Annotated in this window: 22 protein-coding genes; 16 read left to right on the forward strand and 6 right to left on the reverse strand. The window is 62.0% G+C overall.

Translation table 11 applies throughout. The features are described 5' to 3' along the window. Nucleotides 1–14: 14 nt before the first annotated feature. From BEMPMBAN_RS16075 to BEMPMBAN_RS16090, 4 genes are all read right to left on the reverse strand, one after another. Complete coding sequence (locus BEMPMBAN_RS16075; protein WP_159232092.1) at nt 15–560, reverse strand: carboxymuconolactone decarboxylase family protein; 546 nt, start codon at nt 558–560, stop codon at nt 15–17. 81 nt (nt 561–641) lie between these two features. After that, nucleotides 642–2,120 carry an aldehyde dehydrogenase family protein gene (locus BEMPMBAN_RS16080; protein ID WP_234897503.1) on the reverse strand — a complete coding sequence of 493 codons (1,479 nt, stop codon included), beginning with the start codon at nt 2,118–2,120 and terminating at the stop codon, nt 642–644. Further along, nucleotides 2,089–3,177: a cytochrome P450 gene (locus BEMPMBAN_RS16085; protein ID WP_234897504.1), complete on the reverse strand. Its 1,089-nt coding sequence runs from the start codon at nt 3,175–3,177 to the stop codon at nt 2,089–2,091. Before BEMPMBAN_RS16085 ends, BEMPMBAN_RS16080 begins: the two co-directional genes overlap by 32 nt. Before the next feature lie 182 nt (nt 3,178–3,359). Next, complete coding sequence (locus tag BEMPMBAN_RS16090; RefSeq protein ID WP_159231731.1) at nt 3,360–3,569, reverse strand: ferredoxin; 210 nt, start codon at nt 3,567–3,569, stop codon at nt 3,360–3,362. Between the two features lie 197 nt (nt 3,570–3,766). Between BEMPMBAN_RS16090 and BEMPMBAN_RS16095 the strand changes: the two genes are divergently transcribed. The 9 genes from BEMPMBAN_RS16095 (at nt 3,767) to BEMPMBAN_RS16135 (ending at nt 13,351) form a co-directional block, all read left to right on the forward strand. After that, entirely contained in the window at nt 3,767–3,964 is a 198-nt protein-coding gene (locus tag BEMPMBAN_RS16095; RefSeq protein ID WP_159231733.1) for a hypothetical protein, read from the forward strand. 84 nt (nt 3,965–4,048) lie between these two features. Next, complete coding sequence (locus tag BEMPMBAN_RS16100) at nt 4,049–5,317, forward strand: amidohydrolase family protein (RefSeq protein ID WP_159231734.1); 1,269 nt, start codon at nt 4,049–4,051, stop codon at nt 5,315–5,317. Nucleotides 5,318–5,365: 48 nt separating this feature from the next. Next, nucleotides 5,366–6,610, forward strand: coding sequence for an MCE family protein (locus BEMPMBAN_RS16105; RefSeq protein WP_425294981.1), 1,245 nt, complete (start codon nt 5,366–5,368; stop codon nt 6,608–6,610). Continuing rightward, nucleotides 6,607–7,632 (forward strand): MCE family protein, encoded by a 1,026-nt coding sequence (locus BEMPMBAN_RS16110; RefSeq protein ID WP_159231736.1) that lies wholly within the window; start codon nt 6,607–6,609, stop codon nt 7,630–7,632. The genes BEMPMBAN_RS16105 and BEMPMBAN_RS16110 overlap by 4 nt, the downstream gene beginning before the upstream one ends. Beyond that, the gene (locus tag BEMPMBAN_RS16115; RefSeq protein ID WP_159231738.1) at nt 7,632–8,747 is read left to right on the forward strand and encodes an MCE family protein; all 1,116 of its coding nucleotides are present in this window, start codon (nt 7,632–7,634) and stop codon (nt 8,745–8,747) included. Before BEMPMBAN_RS16110 ends, BEMPMBAN_RS16115 begins: the two co-directional genes overlap by 1 nt. 44 nt (nt 8,748–8,791) lie before the next feature. Beyond that, nucleotides 8,792–10,087 carry an MCE family protein gene (locus tag BEMPMBAN_RS16120; RefSeq protein WP_234897506.1) on the forward strand — a complete coding sequence of 432 codons (1,296 nt, stop codon included), beginning with the start codon at nt 8,792–8,794 and terminating at the stop codon, nt 10,085–10,087. A gap of 38 nt (nt 10,088–10,125) precedes the next feature. Continuing rightward, nucleotides 10,126–11,325 carry an MCE family protein gene (locus tag BEMPMBAN_RS16125; protein WP_234897522.1) on the forward strand — a complete coding sequence of 400 codons (1,200 nt, stop codon included), beginning with the start codon at nt 10,126–10,128 and terminating at the stop codon, nt 11,323–11,325. After that, on the forward strand, nt 11,325–12,851 hold the full coding sequence (locus tag BEMPMBAN_RS16130; RefSeq protein ID WP_159231744.1) for an MCE family protein: 1,527 nt from the start codon (nt 11,325–11,327) through the stop codon (nt 12,849–12,851). The genes BEMPMBAN_RS16125 and BEMPMBAN_RS16130 overlap by 1 nt, the downstream gene beginning before the upstream one ends. Next, complete coding sequence (locus BEMPMBAN_RS16135; RefSeq protein WP_234897507.1) at nt 12,848–13,351, forward strand: Rv2253/PknI dimerization domain-containing protein; 504 nt, start codon at nt 12,848–12,850, stop codon at nt 13,349–13,351. Before BEMPMBAN_RS16130 ends, BEMPMBAN_RS16135 begins: the two co-directional genes overlap by 4 nt. A gap of 13 nt (nt 13,352–13,364) precedes the next feature. Here the strand turns inward: BEMPMBAN_RS16135 and BEMPMBAN_RS16140 are convergent, their stop codons facing one another. Continuing rightward, nucleotides 13,365–14,615, reverse strand: a complete 1,251-nt coding sequence (locus BEMPMBAN_RS16140; RefSeq protein ID WP_159231748.1) for a TetR/AcrR family transcriptional regulator — start codon at nt 14,613–14,615, stop codon at nt 13,365–13,367. A 137-nt stretch (nt 14,616–14,752) separates the two neighbouring features. Between BEMPMBAN_RS16140 and BEMPMBAN_RS16145 the strand changes: the two genes are divergently transcribed. The 5 genes from BEMPMBAN_RS16145 (at nt 14,753) to BEMPMBAN_RS16165 (ending at nt 20,247) form a co-directional block, all read left to right on the forward strand. After that, nucleotides 14,753–15,001 (forward strand): hypothetical protein, encoded by a 249-nt coding sequence (locus BEMPMBAN_RS16145; RefSeq protein ID WP_159231750.1) that lies wholly within the window; start codon nt 14,753–14,755, stop codon nt 14,999–15,001. A 110-nt stretch (nt 15,002–15,111) separates the two neighbouring features. Further along, entirely contained in the window at nt 15,112–16,578 is a 1,467-nt protein-coding gene (locus tag BEMPMBAN_RS16150; RefSeq protein WP_159231752.1) for an aldehyde dehydrogenase, read from the forward strand. After that, nucleotides 16,575–18,029, forward strand: a complete 1,455-nt coding sequence (locus BEMPMBAN_RS16155) for an aldehyde dehydrogenase family protein (protein WP_159231754.1) — start codon at nt 16,575–16,577, stop codon at nt 18,027–18,029. The genes BEMPMBAN_RS16150 and BEMPMBAN_RS16155 overlap by 4 nt, the downstream gene beginning before the upstream one ends. Before the next feature lie 155 nt (nt 18,030–18,184). Beyond that, nucleotides 18,185–19,021, forward strand: coding sequence for a mycofactocin-coupled SDR family oxidoreductase (locus BEMPMBAN_RS16160; protein ID WP_159231762.1), 837 nt, complete (start codon nt 18,185–18,187; stop codon nt 19,019–19,021). A gap of 23 nt (nt 19,022–19,044) precedes the next feature. Beyond that, nucleotides 19,045–20,247, forward strand: coding sequence for a cytochrome P450 (locus BEMPMBAN_RS16165; RefSeq protein ID WP_159231771.1), 1,203 nt, complete (start codon nt 19,045–19,047; stop codon nt 20,245–20,247). A gap of 44 nt (nt 20,248–20,291) precedes the next feature. Here the strand turns inward: BEMPMBAN_RS16165 and BEMPMBAN_RS16170 are convergent, their stop codons facing one another. Further along, a complete protein-coding gene (locus BEMPMBAN_RS16170) occupies nt 20,292–20,873 on the reverse strand; it encodes a TetR/AcrR family transcriptional regulator (protein ID WP_159231773.1) in 582 nt (193 codons plus the stop codon). A gap of 56 nt (nt 20,874–20,929) precedes the next feature. Between BEMPMBAN_RS16170 and BEMPMBAN_RS16175 the strand changes: the two genes are divergently transcribed. Next, the gene (locus BEMPMBAN_RS16175; protein ID WP_234897508.1) at nt 20,930–21,823 is read left to right on the forward strand and encodes an SDR family NAD(P)-dependent oxidoreductase; all 894 of its coding nucleotides are present in this window, start codon (nt 20,930–20,932) and stop codon (nt 21,821–21,823) included. Nucleotides 21,824–21,856: 33 nt separating this feature from the next. After that, complete coding sequence (locus BEMPMBAN_RS16180; RefSeq protein WP_159231776.1) at nt 21,857–22,873, forward strand: NAD(P)-dependent alcohol dehydrogenase; 1,017 nt, start codon at nt 21,857–21,859, stop codon at nt 22,871–22,873. Nucleotides 22,874–22,965: the final 92 nt, after the last annotated feature.

Below are 22,965 nucleotides of genomic sequence, written 5' to 3' on the forward strand. Positions count from 1 at the left end.
TGGTTGATGGTGGTTCATGTCTCGTCTTCTTCGATCTGCAGTGAGCTGACGACCATGGCCAAGGCGAAATACCCGCCGATCGTCACGACAAGATCCATCAACTCCTCGTCGCTGAAATGCTGGCAGAGTCGGCTCCACGTCGGCTGCGCGATCTTGTAGTACCTCGCGAGATCGTCGACTGCGCGGACCACGAGCTCGTCCTTCTCATCGCTGCATTGCTCTACCCGGATCTCGATCATTTCTGGGACGGTCAGGCCAGTTTCAAGTGCGATCGACACATGGTGCGACCACAAGTAGCGGCACTGGGTGCGGTGCGCAACTCGTAGTATCGCAACTTCTCGAGCACGCGGACTAAGGCGGGAATTCCGTAGCAGATAGGCGTTGAATGGCAGATACGCTCCGGCGAGGTCGGGATGGCGCACCAGCGTCGCCAGCAGGTTGCCGGATTCTTTCGGGTTGGCCCGCTCCGCGGGCATCATGGACACCAGAGCCTCAGCAATCCTGTCGTCCCACTCGTCGGCAGGCAACGGCCGAATTCTCGGCTCTTCGAACTCTGACATCCGCAGGTTCTCTCCTCGGATTGGGCAAATGTTCGCACGCATGTCTGGTGACATGGCACGTCGAGCCGACGACCTCATCTGTCAGAAGTTCAGGTACACGTTCTTGATTGACAAGAACTCCTCGATCCCGAGGCGGCTGCCTTGCCGTCCGTATCCGCTTTGCTTCATCCCGCCGAACGGTGCGGCCGGGGATAGCGATACGGGGCCGGTGTTGTTGATCTGCACGCTGCCGGCGTGCAGCGAATCGACGAGTCGACGTGCACGTGCCATGTCATTGGTGTGCGCGTAGGCCGCCAGCCCGAACTGAGTGTCATTGGCCAGTGCTACCGCCTGGTCCTCGTCGTCGAACGGCATCACGCACAGAACGGGGCCGAAGATTTCGGTCTGAGCAATAGTGGACCTGTTGTCGACGTCGATCAGCATCGTGGGCTCCACGAAGAAACCGGACGCTAGGTCGCCACCGATCCGATTGCCGCCCATGATCACTCTGCCCGCACCGGACGCCTTAGCATCGGCGACGATATGCACGATGCGGTTGGCCGATGCTTCGGTGATCACCGGTCCCATGGTCACACCAGGGTCGAATGGCCGTCCGATGCTCACCTTGCTGACGAGGTCTGCGACCCCGTCGATGACCTTCTCGTAAATGGGGCGTTCGACGAGAAGCCGAGTCGGCATCGTACAGCCCTGACCGGCGTTGAACGTCCAGCGCGCGGCTTGCGGAATGACTTGGCTGAGGTCGGCGTCGGAGAAGACGATATTCGCCGACTTGCCGCCAAGTTCCATCACCATGGGCTTGAGGGTCTGCGCGCATGCCGCTTGGAGCTTGCGAGCCGTCGCAACGCCACCCGTGAAGCTGATTTTATCGATGCCTGGGTGCGAGGCGATGGCGTGTCCGATCTCGGGTCCGCCGTTCACGACATTCACCACACCGGGGGGGATGCCGGCTTCCAGACACAGGCGGCCGAATGTCAACGCCGAAAACGGGGCAATTTCAGGAGATTTGATGACCAGGGTGCAGCCGGCCGCAAGCGCCGGCGCGCCGCCCATGGCGCAGAATCCCAGCGGTCCGTTCGAGGCGACGAACAGACCGACGACGCCGACTGGTTCCGGCACCGTGAAATCCAGGCCCGGCATCGGATAGGCGTTGATGCGTTCGCCGCTGAGTTTGTCGGCCCAGCCGGCGTAGTAACGAAACCAGAGCGAGGGAAACCAACCGGCCATCGGGCTGAAAGGTTGTCCGCCCTCGAGCGCGATGATCGTGCCCAGTTCATCCCCGTGGGCCTGCAGCAGTTCCGCGAGTTTGATCAGAACGTCGCGACGAGCGTCGGGAGTCCACCGCCGCCAATCCTCGAAAGCTGCCCTCGCGGTGGCCACCGCTTCGTCCAGCTCGTTGAGCGAGGCCATCGCGACTGCCTTGTTCACCTGCCCAGTAGCGGGATTCAGATGCTCAAGCTGCCCGCCCTGCGACGATCCGATCCTGCGGTCACCGATGACGAGTTCGGTTTCGAGGCATGCGGTGCGGTCCTCAGCCACGTGCATTTCTCCGATCACCAGCATCGAACAGAACAGGAATCTCAGTGGCCGCACGCTCGTACATCCCAATGATCCGGGGGGATTCGGCCGCGGGATCGAGACGAAGATTCGGGAGTCGGTCGAGTAGGGCGCCGATCGCGGTGGTGAGCTCGGCGAACGCGACATGCATCCCGAGGCACACATGGGGTCCGCTGCCGAACGCGAAGGTCGGCTTCTGGGCGCGGTATATGTCGAACTCGTCAGGGCGATCCCATCGAGCGGGATCTCGGTTTGCCGCAGCGAGATTGATGTGGACGACCGAACCTTTCGGCATGTGAACGCCGTAGAAATCGACGTCTTTGGTGGTGTACCTGGAGAACATCGGGTCGGTGGGCATCCACCGCAGCGATTCCTTGATCACCAACCGAAGCGCTTCGCGGTCCTCGCGGACGGCGGCGAGCAATTCAGGCCGCTGCAGCAGCAGGTGGAGCGTGATCCCCATCTGCTTCCAGGTGGTTCCAGAGCCGGCGGCCAGCAAGAGCAGTGCGAATGAATAGATTTCGGCATCGCTGAGGCGGTGTACCGTGCCGTCTTCGTCCTTCATCTCGGCATGCACAAGAATGCTTATGAGGTCATCCTGGGGGTTGGCACGCCGAGACTCGACGATCGGTGTGAGTATCTCGACGATCTCCATCGGTGCCAGGATCGCCGCCCGAACGTCCAAGGCGCGCTCCACGGGGATACCGAAGCTACCGGTGATCGTCAAGACGGGGATGGCGGCGCAGAAGTCCACGTTCAGCTCAGCATGGCCGTCTTCGACAATGCCGTCGATGAGGGTATGTACCGCCTCTTCGACCCAGTTGCGAATCCACCACTGCGCCTTGGAGGGAACGAACGACGGCTGAACCAGTCCCCGATAGCGCTTGTGACCTGGCCCGTTCATGAAGAGCATGCTGTTGACCGGGCTGAGTTCGCCAACGGCGGGATCCACCGGGTCGGGCCACTGTGCGAACGTCTCGGGTGCACGGTAGACCGCTTCGCACGCCTCGTAGCTGAACGTCGTGAAGTGCTCACGATCCGGCTCCGGCAGGCCTACGAACATGGCCGGCCCTTCGAAACCCGTAAGTTCGTGTAACACTCCCGGATGCACCGGAGCCTGTTCTCGCAACCGATGCCAGACCGGGTACGGGTCGTCGTGGTAACTTCCGCCGAGTAACGCGTAAGTGGGCCCACGCAGATCGAATAGCTCGCGAATTCGCGTTCGATCGAGAGTGCCGAGCTCGGTCACTGGTGCTCCTGACGATCGTCTGAATCGAGACTGAGGGCGCCGCTTGGGCACGCGGAAACAGCGCAGCGGACGGTCTCCGGCGGATCACCGTAGGGATCCATCACCCGGGCCTTCATCTCCGGATCTAACTCGAACGTGTTGGGTGCATAGATCGTGCATTGCCCGCTGCCCATGCAGATTTCTCGGTCGACGACGGTTCTGATCATTCTTTCCTCATCGCCTGGTCAACCCCTGTTCCGGACCTCTCATAGGTCGAGACACTAGCAAATCGGGCCGTGCAAAACAAAGATCTGGTTACGATGGAAACAGAGATCTGGTTGAGGCTTGTCGCTGCTTCAAACAAGTATTAGGTTATCGGTCAGTGCCACAGTACGCAGTGGTTGGGAAGGCACCGGGAGGGCGAATGCGCGCAGGAACGATCACTGCGGTCGGACGCTTCCGGGCGCAGAACGTCACAATGATCGAACCGGGCAACCCCTTCGGAGGGACCCGTGCATCGCGGGACATTCCGCGCTACGCCGAGTTGATCGAGTCCGGCCTGCTGGACTCGGCGACCATGATCTCGCGCCGACGAAACACTACTTGCACTGCCTTCGGGTGACGCCATTCGCACAGTGACCGCGTGAGGACGGGTCGAACGGCGTAGTAACGCTACTAATTTCAACTGTCAAAAGGAGATGAACACATGCGTATGGAAGACATGATCATGGTGAGTATCGATGACCACATGGTCGAACCTCCGGACATGTTCGACAACCACGTTCCAGAGAAGTGGCGTGACCAGGCGCCGAAGCTGGTCCGCAAGGATGATGGCACCGAGGGTTGGCAGTTTCAGGGCCAGAGCACGGTGACGCCTCTGGGAATGGCCGCGACAGTAGGATGGCCGAAGGAGGAATGGGGTTTCGATCCGGCGGTCATGTCCGAGCTACGCCCCGGTTGCTTCGATGTCCATGCACGGGTCCGCGATATGGACGCCAACGGCATTCTGGCGTCGATGAACTTTCCCACGATGGCGGGCTTCAACGCTCGGACCTTCGCCGAGTCGGAGGACAAGGAAGTCGGACTGGTCATGTTGCAGGCCTACAACGACTGGGCCATCGACGAATGGTGCGCTGCCTACCCGGACCGATTCATGCCGATCGGTGTAGTGCCGATGTGGGATGCCGAGCTCGCTGCCGCCGAGGTGCACCGGCTGGGCAAGAAGGGCTGTCGGTCCATCAGTTTCATGGAGGCCCCGCACGCCTGGGGCTACAAGAGCTTGATCTCAGGTTATTGGAATCCGATGTACAAGGCGCTATGTGACGAGAACATGGTGCTGTCGCTGCATATCGGCGCCGGCATCGCGGCGATCAACCATGCCCCGGAAGCACCGATCGACAATATGATGATCCTGGCCTGTCAGATATCGGCGATCGTCGCGCAGGACCTTCTTTTCGGACCGATCTTTCGTGACTTCCCCGATCTGCGTGTGGCTCTCTCCGAAGGCGGGATCGGCTGGATTCCCTTCTATTTCGATCGGATTGACCGGCACGTCTCCAACCAGGCCTGGCTGGACCACACCAATGATTTCGGCGGGAAGCGGCCATCGGAGGTGTTCCGCGAGCACATCCTGGCCTGCTTCATCACCGATCCGTCGGGCCTTCTCCTCCGCGACCGGATCGGCACCGACATCATTGCGTGGGAGTGCGACTACCCCCACACCGATACCACGTGGCCGGAGTCCCCGGAGAAGTTGTGGGCCGAGTTCCAGGAGACAGGTGTGTCCGACGAGGACATCCACAAAATCACCTGGGAGAACTCCTGCCGCTTCTTCGACTGGGACCCGTTCAAGCTCACTCCGCGAGATCAGGCCACGGTCGGAGCGTTACGTGCCAGGGCCACCGATGTCGACGTCACGAGAATGCCTCGGGCCGAATGGCGCAAGCTCAACGAAGCAGCACAGTCTGCCACGTAGCCCGAACAGCGAAATCCGACCCACCGCGACTCTACGGAGAGGCTGTCGATGCACATGCGTGGTCGGCCTCCTCGACGGCGGTCGGCGGTAGGCAACGGTGGGCGGAGCCGGCGGCCGGTCACCGCGCCGATTATCGGTGCGGTGACCGTCGCGTCGCTCTTCGCCATCGTCGTGCTTGTCGCGGTCCAGTTCCGCGGGGGCTTCGCCGGCCACGTCGACGTCACATTGCTGACCCAGCGGGCGGGATTGGTGATGAATCCCGACGCCAAAGTGCAACTACTCGGAGCCCCCGTGGGCAAGGTGGACTGGATCGAGGAGAGGCCGGATGGAACCGCGGCCATTCACCTGTCGATCGATCCCGCTCAATTGCCGGTGATTCCCGCGAACGTGCGTGCTGAAATCTCGGCGACGACCGTGTTCGGGGCGAAGTATGTGCAACTGGTTCCTCCGGATGACCCGACCTCGGCGTCCATGTATGCCGGCCAGGTCTTGACGGCTCAGAATGTCACTGTCGAGATCAACACGGTCTTCCAACAGCTCACCATGGTGCTGGCCAAGATCGAGCCCGAGAAGCTCAATGAAACTCTGGGCGCGGTCGCGACCGCATTCAACGGCCGGGGAGAGAAGATCGGACAAACCCTGACCAGGCTGGACGAGCTGCTGGCCAGGATCGAGCCGCATTTGCCCGCGCTGACTCACAATCTCGAGTTGGCGCCGCAATTCTTGACTGCCTACGCTGATGCAGCACCCGACATCGCGGAGATCGCCGAGAATACGACCGCGCTTGGTCAAACGATCGTCGATCGCCAAGATGATCTCGATGCCGCACTACTGGGCGTGATGGGGCTCGCCGATCTCGGACACTCGGTGTTGGACCAGAACTCCGCACCGCTAGCACAGGTCCTCGAACTCTTGCTTCCGACAACCGATCTCGCGCGTCGCTACAACGCCAGCCTCTATTGCGGGGTCGCCGGCCTGTCGGTGATGGCGAATCTGCCGCCTGCGAATGTCCCCGGGGTCAACATCCTGGCCGGTGTTCAGTGGGGCGCAGAACGGTACAGCTATCCATCGAACCTTCCCAAGGTCGCGGCTACCGGCGGACCGCAGTGCACCGGTCTTCCGCGCGTACCCTTTGAGACGTCGCCACCGTATGTTGTCACCGACACGAACTCCAACCCGTTCGAATACGACAACCCCGGCTTGCTGTGGAATTCCGACGGCCTCAAACGGCTGCTGTTCGGCGAGATCGACGGCCCCCCGCGCAACATTGGTCAGATCGGCCAGCCGGGATGAAGGGGACTGCACCTCTACTGATGAAGTTCGGCATCTTCGCCACGGTGATGACTCTTTTGACTGCATTGCTTTTCGCGATATTCGGCCAATACCGAGCGGGCGAAACGGCCGCGTACACCGCAGTGTTCTCCGACGTGTCGAGACTCAAGCCTGGCGACACTGTTCGAATCGCAGGAGTGGTCGCGGGCAAGGTGACTCGCGTCGAATTGCGGGATAGCGAGACGATGCTGGTCGGTTTCACGGCAGACCGCAGTGTCGCGCTCACGACCGGCACGAGGGCGCTGGTTCGCTACCTCAACCTGGTCGGGGACCGCTTCCTCGAACTCATTGAAGGGGCAGGGGCTACCACCATACTTCCGCCGGGGTCTGAGATTCCCCTCCAGCAGACCGCCCCGGCGCTGGACCTCGATCTGCTATTGGGTGGTCTCAAGCCTGTCATCCGGGGATTGAATCCGCACGATGTCAATGCGCTCAGCGCCTCTCTGATTGAGATCGTGCAAGGGCAGGGCACCAATCTGGAATCGCTGGTCTCCCAGGTTTCGGCGTTTACGAATAATCTAGCCGACCGAAGCGCGGTGATTCAGGAGTTGATCGGCAATCTTCGCGGTCTGTTGAAGACACTGTCGGATGATCGCGACGACTTCGCGTCGGTGATCGACGGTCTCGAGCGGTTGGTCGGTGAGCTTTCGGCCGAACGCGACCCCATCGCCGAAGCGATCACGTCGCTGGAAAGCGGTACCGCCTCTTTGACCGACCTGTTGACAGCGGCACGCCCCCCGCTGGCCGAATCGGTCGAGCAGCTAAACCGGTTGGCGCCTGCACTCGACGACCAGAAAGACCGCCTCGACGCGATGCTCAACCGATTGCCCGACGACTACCGCAAACTCGCCCGCATCGGCAGCTATGGAAGCTTCATCAACTATTACGCATGTGCACTCACGGTGCGCGCCACCGACTTGCAGGGCCGCACTGTCGTCATCCCCGTATTTCGACAAGAGGGTGGAAGGTGCTCTGAGCCCTGATGCTGAAATACCGTAAACACAGCCTCATTCGGGTCGGCTTCCTCGGCGCGACGCTGATTCTGCTCGTTATCGCGGTGGGTTTGCAGCCCGAGCGCATCATCACTTGGGCGTCGTCGATCCGGTACTCCGCGATCTTCGCCGAAGCGGGCGGACTGGCGCCCGGCAATGACGTGACGATAGGTGGCATGAAGGTCGGCAGTGTCACCGCCATGAGGCTCGAGCAGGGTGATGTCGCTGTTACCTTTCACGTCAGGGGCAATGTTCCCCTCGGTCCGCGCACGACCGCGCATATCAAGACGGGCACGCTGCTGGGCGAGCGAATGCTCAGTCTCGACTCCGATGGCGAGGGGCGGATGAGTCCGAACACGGTGATACCGCTGTCGCGGACGTCCTCACCGTATTCACTGACCGAAGCGGTCGACGAACTCACAACGAACATCGAAGAAACCGATACCGAATCGCTCAATACGTCGCTCACGACCCTCGCGCAGACACTCGATCAGATCGCACCACAATTAGCCCCTGCCTTCGATGGGCTGACCCGGGTGTCCCGGGCGGTCAACGAACGGGATGAAACGCTGAGAGATCTACTGACATACGGCAGTGACGTCGCAGGTATCCTCAGCCAACGCAGCCAGCAGGTCAACGCCCTCATCCTGAATGCGAACGACCTGGTCGGCGTGTTGGCTGCCCGACGACAAGCGATCGTCGCACTGCTGGCCAACACATCCTCGGTCGCTCAACAGCTGTCGGGATTGGTGCATGACAACGAGGAACGCCTGGGACCCGTTCTGGACCGCCTCAACTCGGTCGCCGCCATGCTGGAAAACAACCGCGACAACATTGTCAAATCGCTGGTGGGTCTGGCCAAGTTCGAGAGCACGTCAGGTGAAGTGGTCGCCAGCGGCCCCTTCTACACCGCGTTGGTGCCCAACCTCGACATGCCCGTCCTCCTACAGCCGTTCTTCGACTACGCGTTCGGGCTCCGCAGGGGAGTCAATGCCGGGCAACCGCCTGACGATGTGGGTCCGCGCGCCGAAATACCGATCCCCCGTGACGCAATCCGACCCGACATGCCGATCCCCGGTAACACAATCCCGGGGCCGGGACAGTGATGGCCTCGTCGATTCGCCAACATCGCACCGCAGCAGTGGTGCTGGTGCTGGTGCTGGTGCTCGGTGGCGCCGCATCGTTTATCGCATTCCGGACATGGATGGGCCCCACGACGGTATTCGCGTACTTCAAGACCGCCATGTCGATCTATCCAGGTGATGACGTCCGCGTCTCGGGTATGAAGGTCGGGACGATCACGGCCATTGATCCCGACGGCACCCAGACCAGGCTGACTCTTGACGTGCAGCGCCGCGTACCGATCCCGGCCGACGCGAAAGCCGTCCTGGTTGCACCGAACTTGGTCGCGGCCCGTTATATTCAGCTCACACCGGCATATCGCACCAGCGGACCGATCATGGTTGACGGCGCGGTGATTCCCGTCGAGCGGACAGCGGTCCCTGTGGAATGGGATCAGGTCAAGGAGCAACTCACCCGTTTGGCCACAGAACTCGGGCCGAACAAGAATGTCTCGACCCCCGCGCTTTCGCAGTTCATCGACAGCACGGCGAATGCACTCGAAGGAAACGGGAACAAGCTCAGGAACACTCTCAGTCAGCTGGCCGGTCTGGCCACCATCCTTTCGGATGGCAGCGGCGATATCGTGACGACGATCGAGGGCCTGCAGACGTTGGTAACCGCCTTGCGGGATTCGAAACAGCAGATCGTGCAGTTCCAGGACCACATGGCCACCTTGAGCAGTGTACTCAACGGGAGTAGGTCGGATCTGGATGCGGCGCTGACGAATCTGTCTACGGCCATTGTCGAATTGAAGCGTTTCGTGACCGAGACCGGAGAGAAGACCTCAGAGCAGATCCAGCGACTGGCCAACGTCACACAGACATTGTCTGACCAGCGGATGGTTGTCGAGCAGATTCTGCATGTCGCGCCCACGGCGTTGGTCAACACCTACAACATGTTCGATCCGAAAACGGGCGCACCCGCGGGACAGTTCGTCGTGAACAACTTCTCCGACACCAATGCATTCTTCTGCAACATGATTGCCGCTCTCTCCAATGTCACCGCCCCGGAGACCGGCAAGCTCTGCGCCCAGTATCTCGGTCCGGCCTTGGACCAGATGACCGCGAACACCCTTCCGATTCCGTTCAACCCGCTGCTGATGGCCCGACCGCCGTGGCAGTCCCTCATCTACAGCGAGGACCGCCTCAAGCCCGGTGGTGACGGGCCAAAGCCGCAGACATCGGATCTGCCACCAGCGGTGTCGGCCTACACCGGAGAGCCGGCCGATGTGCCCGAGCCGCATATGCCGGTACCGACTCCCGATCCTGAAGGCGGTCCACCGCCACCCGCCGGTGAGCTGCCCGCAGAAAGGCCGATCCCATGACCGTGCGCCGCCGACTGCGGATGTCGCTCAGTGTCGCCATGTGCTTGGCATTGACACTGAGTGGTTGCGGCTTCCAAGGTTTGAACTCGCTGCCGCTGCCCGGCACGGTCGGAAGAGGATCCGGGGCGCAGGTTTACTACATCCATTTCGCGAATGTCGGTACACTTGAGTCGAATTCACCGGTCATGATCGACGACGTCATCGTCGGCAGCGTAGCCAAGATCGCGTTGCGCGGCTGGCACGCCAATGTCGAGATCTCGGTTAAGCCCGATACCGTGGTGGCTGCCAACGCAGTGGCTGACGTCGGGCAGACCAGTCTGCTGGGTTCCATGCACGTGGCGCTGAACCCGCCGCCGGGCGAGCCGCCGAGAGGTCGGCTCCCGTCAGGCTCGAACATCGGGCTCAGCGAATCGTCGACCTACCCCTCGACCGAACAGACCCTCGCCGCACTGTCGACGGTGGTGAACTCCGGCGGAGTCGGGCAGCTCGGCGATATCATCCACAACTTCAACGCTGCCGTTTCCGGACGCGAGCCGCAGATCCGAGATCTGGTGACAAGGCTAAATACCCTCGTCGGAACGCTGAACGGTCAGCGCGACAACATGATTTCTGCGATGTCAGAGTTGAATCGGTTCGCCGGGACATTGAACGACAACCAAGATATTGTCGTCCGCGCGCTGCGTACGCTGCCGCCGACGCTCGAGGTTCTGATGGCCCAGCGGCCCAACCTCACCGATGCCCTGCAGAAGCTCGGCGTGTTCAGCGACACCGCGACTCGGGTGATCAACGAAACCCAGGAAGACTTGGTGACCAACCTCGCGAACGCGGCGCCGGCGGTCTGCGCGCTGGCCGATGTCGGCCCCGATATCGGCACCGCACTGGCCTACGCTCCGCTATTTCCGTTGGGGCAGAATCTGGTTGATCGAGGCCTGCGTGGCGACTTCATCAACCTGTTCGCCACCGTCGATATCACCGTGCCAGCCCTCAAGCGTTACCTCGGGTCCGGTACCCGACTGTGGGAGGGCGATGTGGCACTCACCCCGGCTCCCGGGGATCCGGGGTATGAGGAGTTCTACCAGAAGTTTCCCGACGGCAAGGGAATCCGACCGATACCGCCGTGGCTTGAGAACTTGCCGGAGGGAAGTCCACCTCCGCACCAACACGGCATGGCGCCCAAGGGAGTGCCGGCCCCGATATTCACCCCACCCCCGGCGGCAACACCGAGCGGGTGTGGCTGATGCTGACCCGTCTCGTCCGGATTCAATTGACGATCTTCGCCGTATTCTCGGTGATCGGCATGACCGCGATGGCAGTCAACTACATACAGGTCCCAACGCTGTTGGGGATCGGCCGCATCACCGTAACGGTGGAGTTGCCGGCCACCGGAGGCCTCTACCGTTTCGGCAACGTGACCTACCGAGGTATGCAGATGGGGCGGGTCACCGACGTCCGTGTCGTGCGAAAGGGGCATCGACCCATCGTGGAAGCCGAACTTTCACTGATGCGTTCACCCAGGGTTCCGGCTGACCTTGTTGCCGGAATACACAGCGTCTCGGCGATCGGCGAAATCTACGTCGATCTGCGGCCCCGGACCTCGTCTGGGCCATTCCTGCGGGACGGGTCGGTCATCGCCAGTTCCGACGTCGTGCTGCCGCCGCAGGTCGGCCCGATGCTGGACCAGGTCAACGCGCTTGTCGACAGCGTGCCCGAGCATCGAATCAGTGACCTTCTCGACGAATCGTTCAAAGCGTTCAACGGAGCCGGTTACGACTTGTCCTCGCTGATCGACTCGTCGTCGAAAGTGGCAGGCGATCTCAACAGTGTCGCCGATCGTGTCGGCACCCTCTTCGACGACAGTCGCCCGCTCATTGAATCCCAAGCAGAAACGGCTGACTCGCTACGACTATGGACACGTAGCCTGGCCGGCGTCACCGAGCAGATAACCGACAACGACGCCCAGATCCGCACTCTGCTCAGCGAGGCCCCGGGTGCCGCCGATCAAGCCACCAGCCTGCTTGAGCAGGTTCAGCCGACGCTGCCGATCCTGCTGGCGAACCTGACCACGGTCGGTCAGATCGGACTCACCTACAACAAGTCACTCGAGACACTGTTCGTCATAGTGCCGCCAGTCGTCGGCTACACCCAGGCAATCAACCCCACGAATAACGCCACCGGACTGCCGATTGCGGTGTTCCGGGCATCGGCTTCCGACCCGCCGGCATGCACTGTCGGCTTTCTTCCGCCATCGGCCTGGCGCAGTCCGGCCGACGAGACAGTTGTCGACACCCCCGACGGCCTGCACTGCAAGCTACCCCAGGATTCACCGCTCCTGGTGCGTGGGGCCCGAAACATTCCGTGCATGGGCGTTCCCGGCAAGCGAGCACCAACTGTCGAAGAATGCTACAGCGACAAACCCTTTCAACCGTTAGCGATGCGACAACACGTCACAGGTCCCTACCCGATCGACCCCAACCTGGTGTCACAAGGTATCCCGGTGGACAGCCGTGTCGACCTCGACGAGCGGATCCACGCGCCCATTGAGGGCACGCCACTCCCGCCTGAAGCCGCAACGGGCCCGCGGGAATCACCACCCGCCGTTCCCAATGCGTTCACACCCGGTGGCCCCGCAGTCGCGATTGCCCCCTATGATCCGCAGACCGGTCGCTATGCCACACCCGACGGTCGGGTCCTGCAACAACACGATCTTGCCGCCGGCGCACCGAAAACCTGGCAGCAGATGCTGATCCCAGGAGGCGGCTTGTGAAGCGACACGCGTGCGCGGCCATCGCGAAGACGACCAGTGTGGCCCTGATGCTGATGCTCAGCGGCCTGTTGGCGGCCGCGCCGGCTCAAGCCGCGGACTGTGCCGAGCCGTTCACCGGGCGCTACACCGCATTTTCTGACGGCAAATGGGCCTCGAAACACTATTTGTTCCGCGAAGAGGTCAGCGTCACAGGGACGTGGACCGTGGATACTGACTGCCGCGACTATCTGTTCTGTACGGGCACCGTCGTCAGCGACCAGGGATGGACAGCGTCCGCAATGTGTAGGAGCGGCCTGTGGACCGTCACTCACGACGTACCGAACTGGGTGCCCTGTCCCGATGGGACCACGGCGACGGGCCAGCAGAAGTTCACCTTTTTCTCCGAGACCGATCCACCGCGGTTCCGCGGCTGGGATAGGACGCTGGGTCCTAGTGGGGCATGCGGAACCAACAGGCACCTGATTATCGAAATGCCGTTCACATTAACGAAGATCGAGTAGCTGCGGTGCTCGGTCAGCTACCCCACGTCGGATCCGCAGCGCCTAGGATCACCGTGTCACGCGCCAGCGCGTGCGCAGCACGAGTTCCTGAACTACGAACGATCGTCTCCGGCATCGCGATCAGATCGAGAACGCATCGCGCACGTATGTTGGACGTGCCGCCCACGAGGTTCATTTCACCGGCTTCTTCGCCTTCGGAAATCAAAGTCTTCAGGCGGCGAAGTTGATCCAAATACAGGTGCCCCAGATTCTGCGCCGTGGGCGGAGTCTGGCGCAACCAGGACAACATGATCTTCACTTCGTCGCTGAACCGCTCGAGAGCGTTGATGTCGAGCCACAACAGGGCATCGAGCTTTTCCAGAGGGCTCGCCTTCGATTCGAGCACGTTATCCCAACCCGTCGCAATACGTTGACTGAAGTCCCCCATGACGGAGAGGAGAAGTTGATCTTTGGAGCCGATCCACTTGTACACCGTCGAAGTGGAAATACCGGCCGCAGAAGCGATGTCGCGAAGGGTGGTGCCCTCATAGCCGCGACGGGCGAATTCGGAGCGCACGATATTGCGGAGGTTGGTCGCATTGTCGTCCACCGATGGCTCCTCGATCCACGTGGCCATCGTGAGGTCAGCGGCCGCCAGCGCGGGCGATCCGTCCAATGAACTGACAGCACTCGCATCTGCAGCAACTCCGTTGAGCAATATTCGAGCCTTCAGTGCGGGAACGCGGTTGTTGCCCGGGCCCGGGTGCAGCACCCCGGCCCCGACGTGCAGCATGCTTCTGCAGAGACGCTCAGCCAGACGACCGAGGTCTATGCCGGACCGGATATATCCGCTCTCGCGCCCGGTGCGCAGAAGCTCAAGCATCGCGGCGTCGATCGCCATGGGGGTTCGACCTGCGAGCTCGACAAGTTCTTCGGAGGCACCCGACGCCGGCTCGTACACGGTGAGAAGGAGCGCCGCTCGATGTTGGACGGCACACGCCGCGATGCGCGTACCCAGAGAGACGATTTGGTCGGAGATAGGCGGGGGGGTTTGGCCGCCCGCCTCCTCGAGTGCGCGCTCTGCAAGCCGATCGAGGTCGGCCTGGTACCGCCTGACCAATTCGATGACGATCGCTTCTTTTGATTCGAAGTGATGGTAGAGACTTCCGCCAAGAACGCCGCATTTCTTGCCGATGTCATCCAGCGATACCCGAGATCCGTGCGAAGCGAACAGCGAAGCCGCCGCCTGAAGAATCTCTTCTCTCCGACTACCATCGCGAGCCATTAAAAACCTGCCTACCTGCGGTTTGTTGTTAACCGTTTCGACACCAATCCTACTGTGCAGCGCACAGCCCCGGAAGAGGACCGATCCTTGGTCGTGTTGTTGCGAACAAATACTTGGTTACGGTACTCTTTTGCCTGATGTTGAAGACATTCGACCCTACGGCACCCACGTTCGGTGCCGACAGGTCCGCGATTTTCCGCCAGCTTCGTGATCAGCACCAGGTGTTCCATGACGAGCCGACTGACACCTACTTCCCGATCTGGTTCGATGACGTCTTCGAACCTGCAACCGAGGTAATCGGTCGGCTGCTCGGCGTTCCCGCGGACCGCCTCGAGACCTTCCGTCATCTCATCGACCAGTTGTCTCGTTCCGGGTCAACGCCGTGAAGAAGCGACGATGGCGGGAGCAGCGCAGACTTGTGCCGGGCTGACTCATTAGCCGGACATCGCAATGGCGACATTCATCTGCGCCGACACATCGGCGTCGGCAATCCTGCTTGGCCCGAAAGGAAGACATGCGGACCTACGAGAGATTGTTCATAGACGGCGACTGGGTCCTACCGGAGGAACCTTCGCGCCTCGATGTCGTCTCGCCGCACAGCACAGAAATCGTGGGAACCGCCCCTAACGCCGGAAAGGCAGACGTAGCACGAGCCGTCGGCGCAGCGCGACGCGCTTTTGATGACGGCGAATGGCCACAATTGGCACCGGCCGAACGTGCCGCCCACCTCAAAGCTCTCGCGGCGGCATACGAGGCCCGGGTTGCCGAGATGGGCACACTGATCACAGAAGAGATGGGTTCACCGCTGTCCTTCAGCCACGCCGTACAGGCCTACGCCCCGGTACTTCTGATCAACAGCTTCGTCGACATCGCAAACGAATTTCCCTGGGAGCAAGGCCGTTCGGGCATGCTGGGGGAGACAGTCGTGCGACGCGAACCTGTCGGCGTCGTCGCCGCCATCGTGCCCTGGAACACCCCACAACTCACCGCACTGACCAAACTCGTCCCGGCGTTGCTATCAGGATGCACGGTCGTGTTGAAGCCCGCGCCGCAGACACCGCTCGATGGGTTGCTCCTGGGTGAGATCATCGATGGGATCGGCCTGCCTAAAGGTGTCGTCAACATCGTCACCGGCGGTCGCGAGGCCGGCGAGGAGCTGGTGACCCATCCCGGCGTGGACAAAGTTGCCTTTACTGGATCCACTGACGCGGGTCGGCGCATCGCCGCCCTGTGTGGAGCGAACCTCAAGCGAGTCACTTTGGAGCTGGGAGGTAAGTCTGCGGCGATCATCCTCGATGACGCCGACTTGAGTGCCACTGTCGAAGGCCTTCGAATGGCGTCTTTCATGAACAGCGGCCAAACGTGCATAGCGCAGACCCGGATCCTCGCCTCGCGCAACAACTACGCGGCCGTGGTCGAGGCTATCGCCGACCTAGCCGCTTCCCTGAGGGTCGGCGATCCGATGGATGCACAGACCGAGGTGGGGCCCCTCGTCAGCCAGCAACAGCAACGTCGGGTGCAGGAGTACATCGACCTCGGACAGGATGAGGGTGCACGGATCGCCGCGGGCGGGTCCGCCATGCCCTGCGGGCTGGAGCGGGGCTGGTATGTGCGACCGACCGTATTCGCCAATGCCGACAACGGTATGCGGATCGCGCAGGAGGAGATCTTTGGCCCCGTCCTCACCGTGATTCCCTTCTCCGACAGCGAGGACGCCGTCCGAATCGCCAACGCCTCACGGTACGGTCTCGCCGGTTCAGTGTGGACCGGAGACGTCGAGCAGGGCATGGACATCGCCCGCCGCATCAGGGTCGGATCATTCGGCATCAACCAATACGCGCTCGACTTCGTGGCACCCGGTGGAGGATTCAAGGACAGCGGTATCGGGCGCGAGGGTGGCCGCGAGGGATTCGAGGCCTTCGTGGAGCCCAAATCCATACTGGCGAAGGAGCAAGCTCAGTGACGGTGCAATCAGTTCTGGAGGACATTCGGAACCGTCCGGGGTCCGGGGAGACCATCGCGGTCATCGATCCCGCCACCGAAGAGCAGATCACTGAGTTCAAAGACTGCGGAAGGGAAGCGGTCAACGATGCGGTTGCTCGTGCGGTGGCCTCGTATCAGGCTGGTGTGTGGGCCGATCTGCCCGGTCGTGCGCGAGCCAAGATCCTCTGGCGTATCGCCGATCTCATCGAGGAAAACGCGGAGGAGCTCGCTCAACTCGATTCGATGAACACCGGGATGCCGCTGATGCAGGCGCGACTGAACGTGCCCACCGCAGCGGAATTCTTCCGGTACTACGCAGGCTGGTGCACCAAGGTCCACGGTGAGGCATACGCTGTGAAGACAAGTGGCATCGCCTCGGACACGTATGTCGATATGCACGCTTACACCCTGAAGGAACCTTACGGGGTCGTGGGACTGATCTTCCCGTGGAACGGCCCTGTCTTCAACGCCAGCGCCAAGCTCGCACCGGCACTTGCTGCTGGCTGCAGCAGCGTCGTCAAACCTGCCGAAGAGACCCCCCTGTCAGCACTCGTACTCGAGCGGATCATCGCCCAGGCGGGCGTTCCGGACGGTGTCGTCAACTTCGTCACCGGGTACGGCCACACCGCCGGCGCAGCGATCACCGCACATCCCGACGTCGAAAAAGTTGCGTTCACGGGGTCCACCGAAGTCGGCAAGGAGATCGTGCGGACATCGGCGGGCAACCTGAAGAAGGTCATGCTTGAACTCGGCGGCAAATCGCCGGTCATCATCTATGACGACGCCAGCCTCAAGAGAGCAATCGCGATGGCCGCGATGGGCATCTTCGTTCATTCGGGTCAGGGATGTGTCTGTGGCTCACGAATCTTCGTGCAACGCGGAGTTTATGACCAAGTCGTCGAGGGCATCGCCGCAGTGGCGAACACGCTTCAACTCGGCGGACCGTCGGACAAAGATGCGGCGATTGGTCCTCTCATCAGTCAAAAACAGCTGACCCGTGTCATGGGTTACATCGACGAGGGTAAGGCAGGCGGCGCCGAGGTCGTCACCGGTGGACGCCGGCTCGATCGCAAAGGCTACTTCGTCCACCCGACCGTCCTCACAAACGTCGATACGAACCTCGATTTGTACCGTGACGAGATCTTCGGTCCTGTAGTGACCATCCTTGCGTTTGACGACGACGACGAGGCTGTCGAAATGGCCAACGACACGACCTATGGTCTGGCTGCGGCAATCTGGACGAACAAGCTGAGTCGGGCACATCGACTAGCAAAGCGGCTGCAAGCGGGCACTGTGTCAGTCAACTCTCAACTCGTGTTCGATCACGCTGTGCCGTTCGGCGGCTACAAGCAATCTGGCTGGGGACACGAGTTCGGCAAAGAAGGTATCGAGGCATACATGAAGACGAAAAGCGTATGGGCGCAGCTCTGAGCAAGAACTGACAGCCGTCATTGTCGAATGTCGAGCGCAAGGAGCACCAATGAACCGGTTGAGCCATTCATCCCCCGGTCGCAGAGTCAACAACGTTCGCATCGAAACGCGCTGAAGAGTGAATAAGTGACTGCCAAGACTACGAAGGAGAGCCAATGATGGGCCGTGTTTCAGGCAAGGTCGCATTCGTCACCGGAGCCGCGCGCGGGCAGGGACGCAGTCATGCCGTGCGGTTGGCGCAGGAAGGTGCCGACATCATCGCCGTCGATATCTGCCGCCCCTTCGCGGACTCGCCTGCCTCGCCGGCGACTCCCGAAGACCTTGCCGAGACCGCGAACCTCGTCAAGGCGCTGGATCGGCGCATCGTCACTGCCGAAGTCGACGTCCGCGACTATGAACTGCTGAAATCCGCCGTCGACAGCGGGGTCGAACAACTCGGTGGGCTCGATATCATCGTCGCCAACGCGGGCATCGGTACCGTCGGAACGCGGCTCGACCGGATGAAGGAAGACACCTGGCAGGAGATGATCGATGTCAACCTGTCCGGGGTGTGGAAGTCGGTGAAGGCCGGCATTCCGCATATGGTGGCCGGCGGCCGCGGGGGCTCGATCATCCTGACCAGTTCGGTCGCGGGTCTGAAGGCCTACCCCCACACGGGCCATTATGTGGCGGCCAAACACGGCGTCGTCGGCCTGATGCGGACCTTCGCCGTTGAACTCGGTGCGCAATCCATCCGCGTCAACTCGGTACATCCGACGCATGTGAACACGCCGCTGTTGCTGAACGAGAAGACATTCCGGATCTTTCGGCCTGACCTGGAGAACCCGGGTGCCGATGACATGGCCCCGATTTGTCAAACCTTCCACATGCTGCCCATCCCGTGGGTAACCGCCGAAGACATCAGCAACGCGGTCCTGTTCCTGGCGTCCGACGAGGCGCGGTACATCACCGGCGTGGCGCTACCCGTCGACGCAGGCAGTTGCCTGAAGTAACCCTTCGAAAGGACTACTGCACCATGACCATTGCACCCGACACCGATGTCTACTACGACCCCTACGACATAAGCATCGTCCACGACCCCTACCCGGTCTACGCCCGGCTGCGGGACGAAGCGCCGGTCTACTACAACGAGCGCTACGACTTCTGGGCCATCTCGCGGCACGCGGATGTCGAGAAGGCGCTCAACGATTGGAAGACATTCTCCAACAGCCGGAGCGACATCCTCGAACTGGTGAAGTCGAAGTTCGACATGCCACCGGGCGTGTTGATGTTCCAGGACCCTCCTATGCATACGATGTTGCGGGGCCTGATGGGCCGGGTGTTCACGCCGCGTCGGATGGCCGAGATCGAAGACCAGATCCGACAGTACTGCGTGAAATGTCTCGACCCCCATGTGGGTTCTGACGGCTTCGACATCATCACCGAGTTGGCATCGATGATGCCGATGAGGGTCATCGGGATGTTGCTGGGCATTCCTGAACAGGACCAGATCGAGGTCCGCGACGCCAACGACGCGAACCTGCGCACCAAACCGGGGGCGCCGATGAAGGTCGTCGATCCGGACGCGATCGCCGACGGGCGGATCTACGCCGATTACGTCGACTGGCGATCAAAGAACCCGTCCGATGACCTGATGACCGCGCTGCTCAATGTCGAGTTCGAAGACGAGAACGGCGTGACTCGTAAGCTCAACCGCAAGGAGGTGCTGCACTATACGCAGGTCGTTGCGGGGGCGGGGAATGAGACGACCGGTCGACTGATCGGTTGGCTGGCGAAGGTCCTAGCCGAACATCCTGACCAGCGACGTCAGATCGCCGAAGACCGTAGTCTGCTGACCCGCGCGGTCGACGAAACGCTGCGTTTCGAACCTACGGGCCCGCACGTAGCCCGGTGGATGGCACAGGATCACCAGGCGTACGGCACCACCGTGCCTGCGGGCAGCGCCATGCTGCTGCTGTTCGGAGCCGCCAATCGTGATCCCCGCCGGTATCCGGATCCCGACACCTTCGATATCCACCGAGACAATGTCTCGCACATCACTTTTGGCAAGGGTGTGCATTACTGCCTCGGCGCCAACCTCGCTCGGCTGGAAGGTCGTGTCGCGCTCGACGAGCTGCTCAACCGCTGGCCTGAATGGGATATCGATTACAAGACAGCGAGATTGGCACCGACCTCGACTGTTCGCGGTTGGGAAGAGCTACGTCTAGTGCTTCCGTGAACCAATCGAGTGACGTTGTGTTGCGAAGCCATTGGGGCGTGCAGCTAGTTTCGGCGGTCTGCCCCGTCGATGATCGCGATGAGCCCATCGGTGAGTTCCTCGGCGGTGGTGCGCCATTTGGCTGTGGTGAGCAGTCCGCTCATTTCCAAGCCGGCGGCGCCGTGCGCACCCGTCAGCATTATCGCCGCATAGCGCTGTGCCTCCCGCTCACCGACGACCTCGGTGATGATGGCGAGGAATTCATCGCATAAGCGTTGCGCGGCGCGGACTACGGCGGTCGGATCTCCGGCAGGTGTAGTGAACATCAGCCGGTACAGGTGCGGTTGTTGCCGGCTGACTGTGATGACATCGAGGAGTGCAGCCCGCAGCTTCTCGACCGGTTCGAGGCGCGAATCTTTCTGCAGTGCCTGCATCTTGGAGCTGAGTCGATCCCACCCCGAGGCGGCTAGCGTGGTCAGCAGGCTTTCCTTGTCGGCGAAGTGCCGGTAGGGCGCACCGCGGCTCACCCCGGCCTGTGCGCCGACTGCTCGCAACGTCACGGCGTCGGGGCCGCCGCTGTCAAGCAGCTTCGCGGCCTCATCGAGAAGCGCGCGACGGGTGGCAGCTGCTGATTCGATGCGACTCACCGCTGGCCATTCCTTTCAGAGTTGACACTGTCATCTTAAACGCTATGCTCATTCAGATGACAATGTCATCTGAATGTGAGCTTGCCGTCGTCACGGGCGCTTCCACCGGCATCGGCGCGGCCACGGCACATGAACTGGCCCGGCGGGGATTCCACGTGCTGGCCGGTGTCCGGCGCGATCGGGACGCCGACGCCATCCGCGCCCCTGGTATCGAGCCGCTGATCGTTGACATCACCGATCCGGACCATGTCCAGACCCTAGCTACTCGGGTCTACGAGGACCCGCAACGCCGTCGACTTCGGGCGCTGGTGAACAACGCCGGCGTCGGGGTGAATGTCCCGGTCGAGACGTATCCGCTCGACGAATGGCGATGCCTGTTCGAGGTCAACCTCTTCGGCCACATTGCCGTCACGCAGGCGCTCCTGCCGGCGTTGATCCGCGCCCAGGGCCGGGTTGTCAACATCAGTTCGGTGGGCGGCAGAATCGCTATGCCCACCTACGGGCCCTACGCGGCCACGAAGTTCAGCCTCGAGGCCGTAAGCGACGCTCTACGGCGTGAACTCGCGCCCTCAGGTGTCCGGGTGGTCGTGGTGGAACCGGGCGCCATCAAAACCGAGATGCCCGGCCGCGCCATCGCCACCGCCGCGGATCTCGCGTCGCGGATGACGGCCACTCAACGCCAGCGTTACGGCGCGCTGGTGCACGCGATCAACGCACAGACCGACGCCCACAGCGGCAGAGGTCTGCCACCGCAAGCCGCGGCAGACGTGATCGCCAGGGCCGTGACGGTTCGTCATCCGCGCACGCGCTACACCGTCGGCCGCGAAGCCGCGCTCCTGGCCCTGGTGCGCGTCCTTCCCGACCGGATGCTCGACCGAATGCTCGCCGCCGCGCTGCGCCCGTACCGTGCCAACGCCATGGCCATGAGCGCCTCTGCCACTTCCCGCTGACGTAGCCCTCACGCTCCGGATAAGGACGATTTCATGCGTGTTAATGCTTTTGCCGCCGCCACTCCCGGCGCCGACCTATCCCCCTACGAGTACGACGCAGACGAGTTAGGACCGCTCGAGGTCGACGTCGAGGTGACGCACTGCGGCATCTGCCACACCGATCTGATGGTCATCGACAATGACTGGGGCACAGACGTACCCGCAGTCGCCGGCCACGAGGTGGCCGGCATTGTCGCGGCCGTCGGGCCACTGGTCGACACCAACCGGCTGGCGGTCGGTCAACGCGTCGCCGTCGGCGGCGTAGCCGGTTCCTGCATGAGCTGCCAATACTGCCTGACCGGTCGGCAACAACTGTGCGCCCGCAGAGACAGTATGGCCTTTCGGGGCGACCGCGGCGGCTTCGCTTCCTCGGTGCGCGCCAGCGACTGGCGCTTCGTGTTCCCGCTTCCCGAGGCCATCGAACTGGAGCACGCCGGCCCCATGCTCTGCGCGGGGGTAACTGTCTTCGCGCCATTCGTCCGACACAACATCAAGCCCGCCGACCACGTCGGCATCGTCGGCATCGGCGGACTCGGTCATCTGGCCATCCAATTCGCCCGGGCGTGGGGATGCGAGGTGACCGCCATCTCAACCTCGCCCGACAAGCGCGACCAAGCCGTCGCACTGGGGGCCGACCACTTCATCGCCACACGCGCCACCGATGAGGTGGCCCAAGCGGCGGGCACTTTCGATTTCATCATCTGCACGGTCCCGGCCGACCTTCCGTGGGACGACTACTTGGCGTCGTTGAAGCCGCAGGGAACGCTCATCGTGATCGGCGCATCGGCGAGCGCAATGCAGATCAATCCTCTCTCACTGGTGTTCGCCGAAAAGAAGATCTCCGGTGGGCTGGTGGCCTCGCCGCACGAAACCCGGCAGATGCTCGATTTCGCCGCTCGGACAGGCGTGCGGCCAGTGGTCGAGACCTTCGCCATGACTGACATCAACGCGGCACTCGCCCGCGTCCGGTCCGGCGACATCCGATTCCGGGCGGTCCTGTCCACACGCTAAGCGCAAGGAAGGGAGCGCCACAGCCGCAAAGGTGGTGTGCACAGGAAGCGCACCGCCTGGTCCGAGGCCAGGGGCCTGGGGTTACCGGAGCT

This window comes from Mycolicibacterium austroafricanum (assembly GCF_902705885.1).
GTDB lineage: Bacteria > Actinomycetota > Actinomycetes > Mycobacteriales > Mycobacteriaceae > Mycobacterium > Mycobacterium vanbaalenii_A.

Bases quoted from the DNA above. Each gene is read 5' to 3' on its own strand.
- BEMPMBAN_RS16075 (WP_159232092.1), bottom strand. From the start codon at position 560: ATGTCAGAGTTCGAAGAGCCGAGAATTCGGCCGTTGCCTGCCGACGAG.
- BEMPMBAN_RS16080 (WP_234897503.1), bottom strand. From the start codon at position 2,120: ATGCTGGTGATCGGAGAAATGCACGTGGCTGAGGACCGCACCGCATGC.
- BEMPMBAN_RS16085 (WP_234897504.1), bottom strand. From the start codon at position 3,177: ATGTTCGTAGGCCTGCCGGAGCCGGATCGTGAGCACTTCACGACGTTC.
- BEMPMBAN_RS16090 (WP_159231731.1), bottom strand. From the start codon at position 3,569: ATGATCAGAACCGTCGTCGACCGAGAAATCTGCATGGGCAGCGGGCAA.
- BEMPMBAN_RS16095 (WP_159231733.1), top strand. From the start codon at position 3,767: ATGCGCGCAGGAACGATCACTGCGGTCGGACGCTTCCGGGCGCAGAAC.
- BEMPMBAN_RS16100 (WP_159231734.1), top strand. From the start codon at position 4,049: ATGCGTATGGAAGACATGATCATGGTGAGTATCGATGACCACATGGTC.
- BEMPMBAN_RS16105 (WP_425294981.1), top strand. From the start codon at position 5,366: ATGCACATGCGTGGTCGGCCTCCTCGACGGCGGTCGGCGGTAGGCAAC.
- BEMPMBAN_RS16110 (WP_159231736.1), top strand. From the start codon at position 6,607: ATGAAGGGGACTGCACCTCTACTGATGAAGTTCGGCATCTTCGCCACG.
- BEMPMBAN_RS16115 (WP_159231738.1), top strand. From the start codon at position 7,632: ATGCTGAAATACCGTAAACACAGCCTCATTCGGGTCGGCTTCCTCGGC.
- BEMPMBAN_RS16125 (WP_234897522.1), top strand. From the start codon at position 10,126: ATGTGCTTGGCATTGACACTGAGTGGTTGCGGCTTCCAAGGTTTGAAC.
- BEMPMBAN_RS16130 (WP_159231744.1), top strand. From the start codon at position 11,325: ATGCTGACCCGTCTCGTCCGGATTCAATTGACGATCTTCGCCGTATTC.
- BEMPMBAN_RS16140 (WP_159231748.1), bottom strand. From the start codon at position 14,615: ATGGCTCGCGATGGTAGTCGGAGAGAAGAGATTCTTCAGGCGGCGGCT.
- BEMPMBAN_RS16145 (WP_159231750.1), top strand. From the start codon at position 14,753: ATGTTGAAGACATTCGACCCTACGGCACCCACGTTCGGTGCCGACAGG.
- BEMPMBAN_RS16160 (WP_159231762.1), top strand. From the start codon at position 18,185: ATGATGGGCCGTGTTTCAGGCAAGGTCGCATTCGTCACCGGAGCCGCG.
- BEMPMBAN_RS16165 (WP_159231771.1), top strand. From the start codon at position 19,045: ATGACCATTGCACCCGACACCGATGTCTACTACGACCCCTACGACATA.
- BEMPMBAN_RS16175 (WP_234897508.1), top strand. From the start codon at position 20,930: ATGACAATGTCATCTGAATGTGAGCTTGCCGTCGTCACGGGCGCTTCC.
- BEMPMBAN_RS16180 (WP_159231776.1), top strand. From the start codon at position 21,857: ATGCGTGTTAATGCTTTTGCCGCCGCCACTCCCGGCGCCGACCTATCC.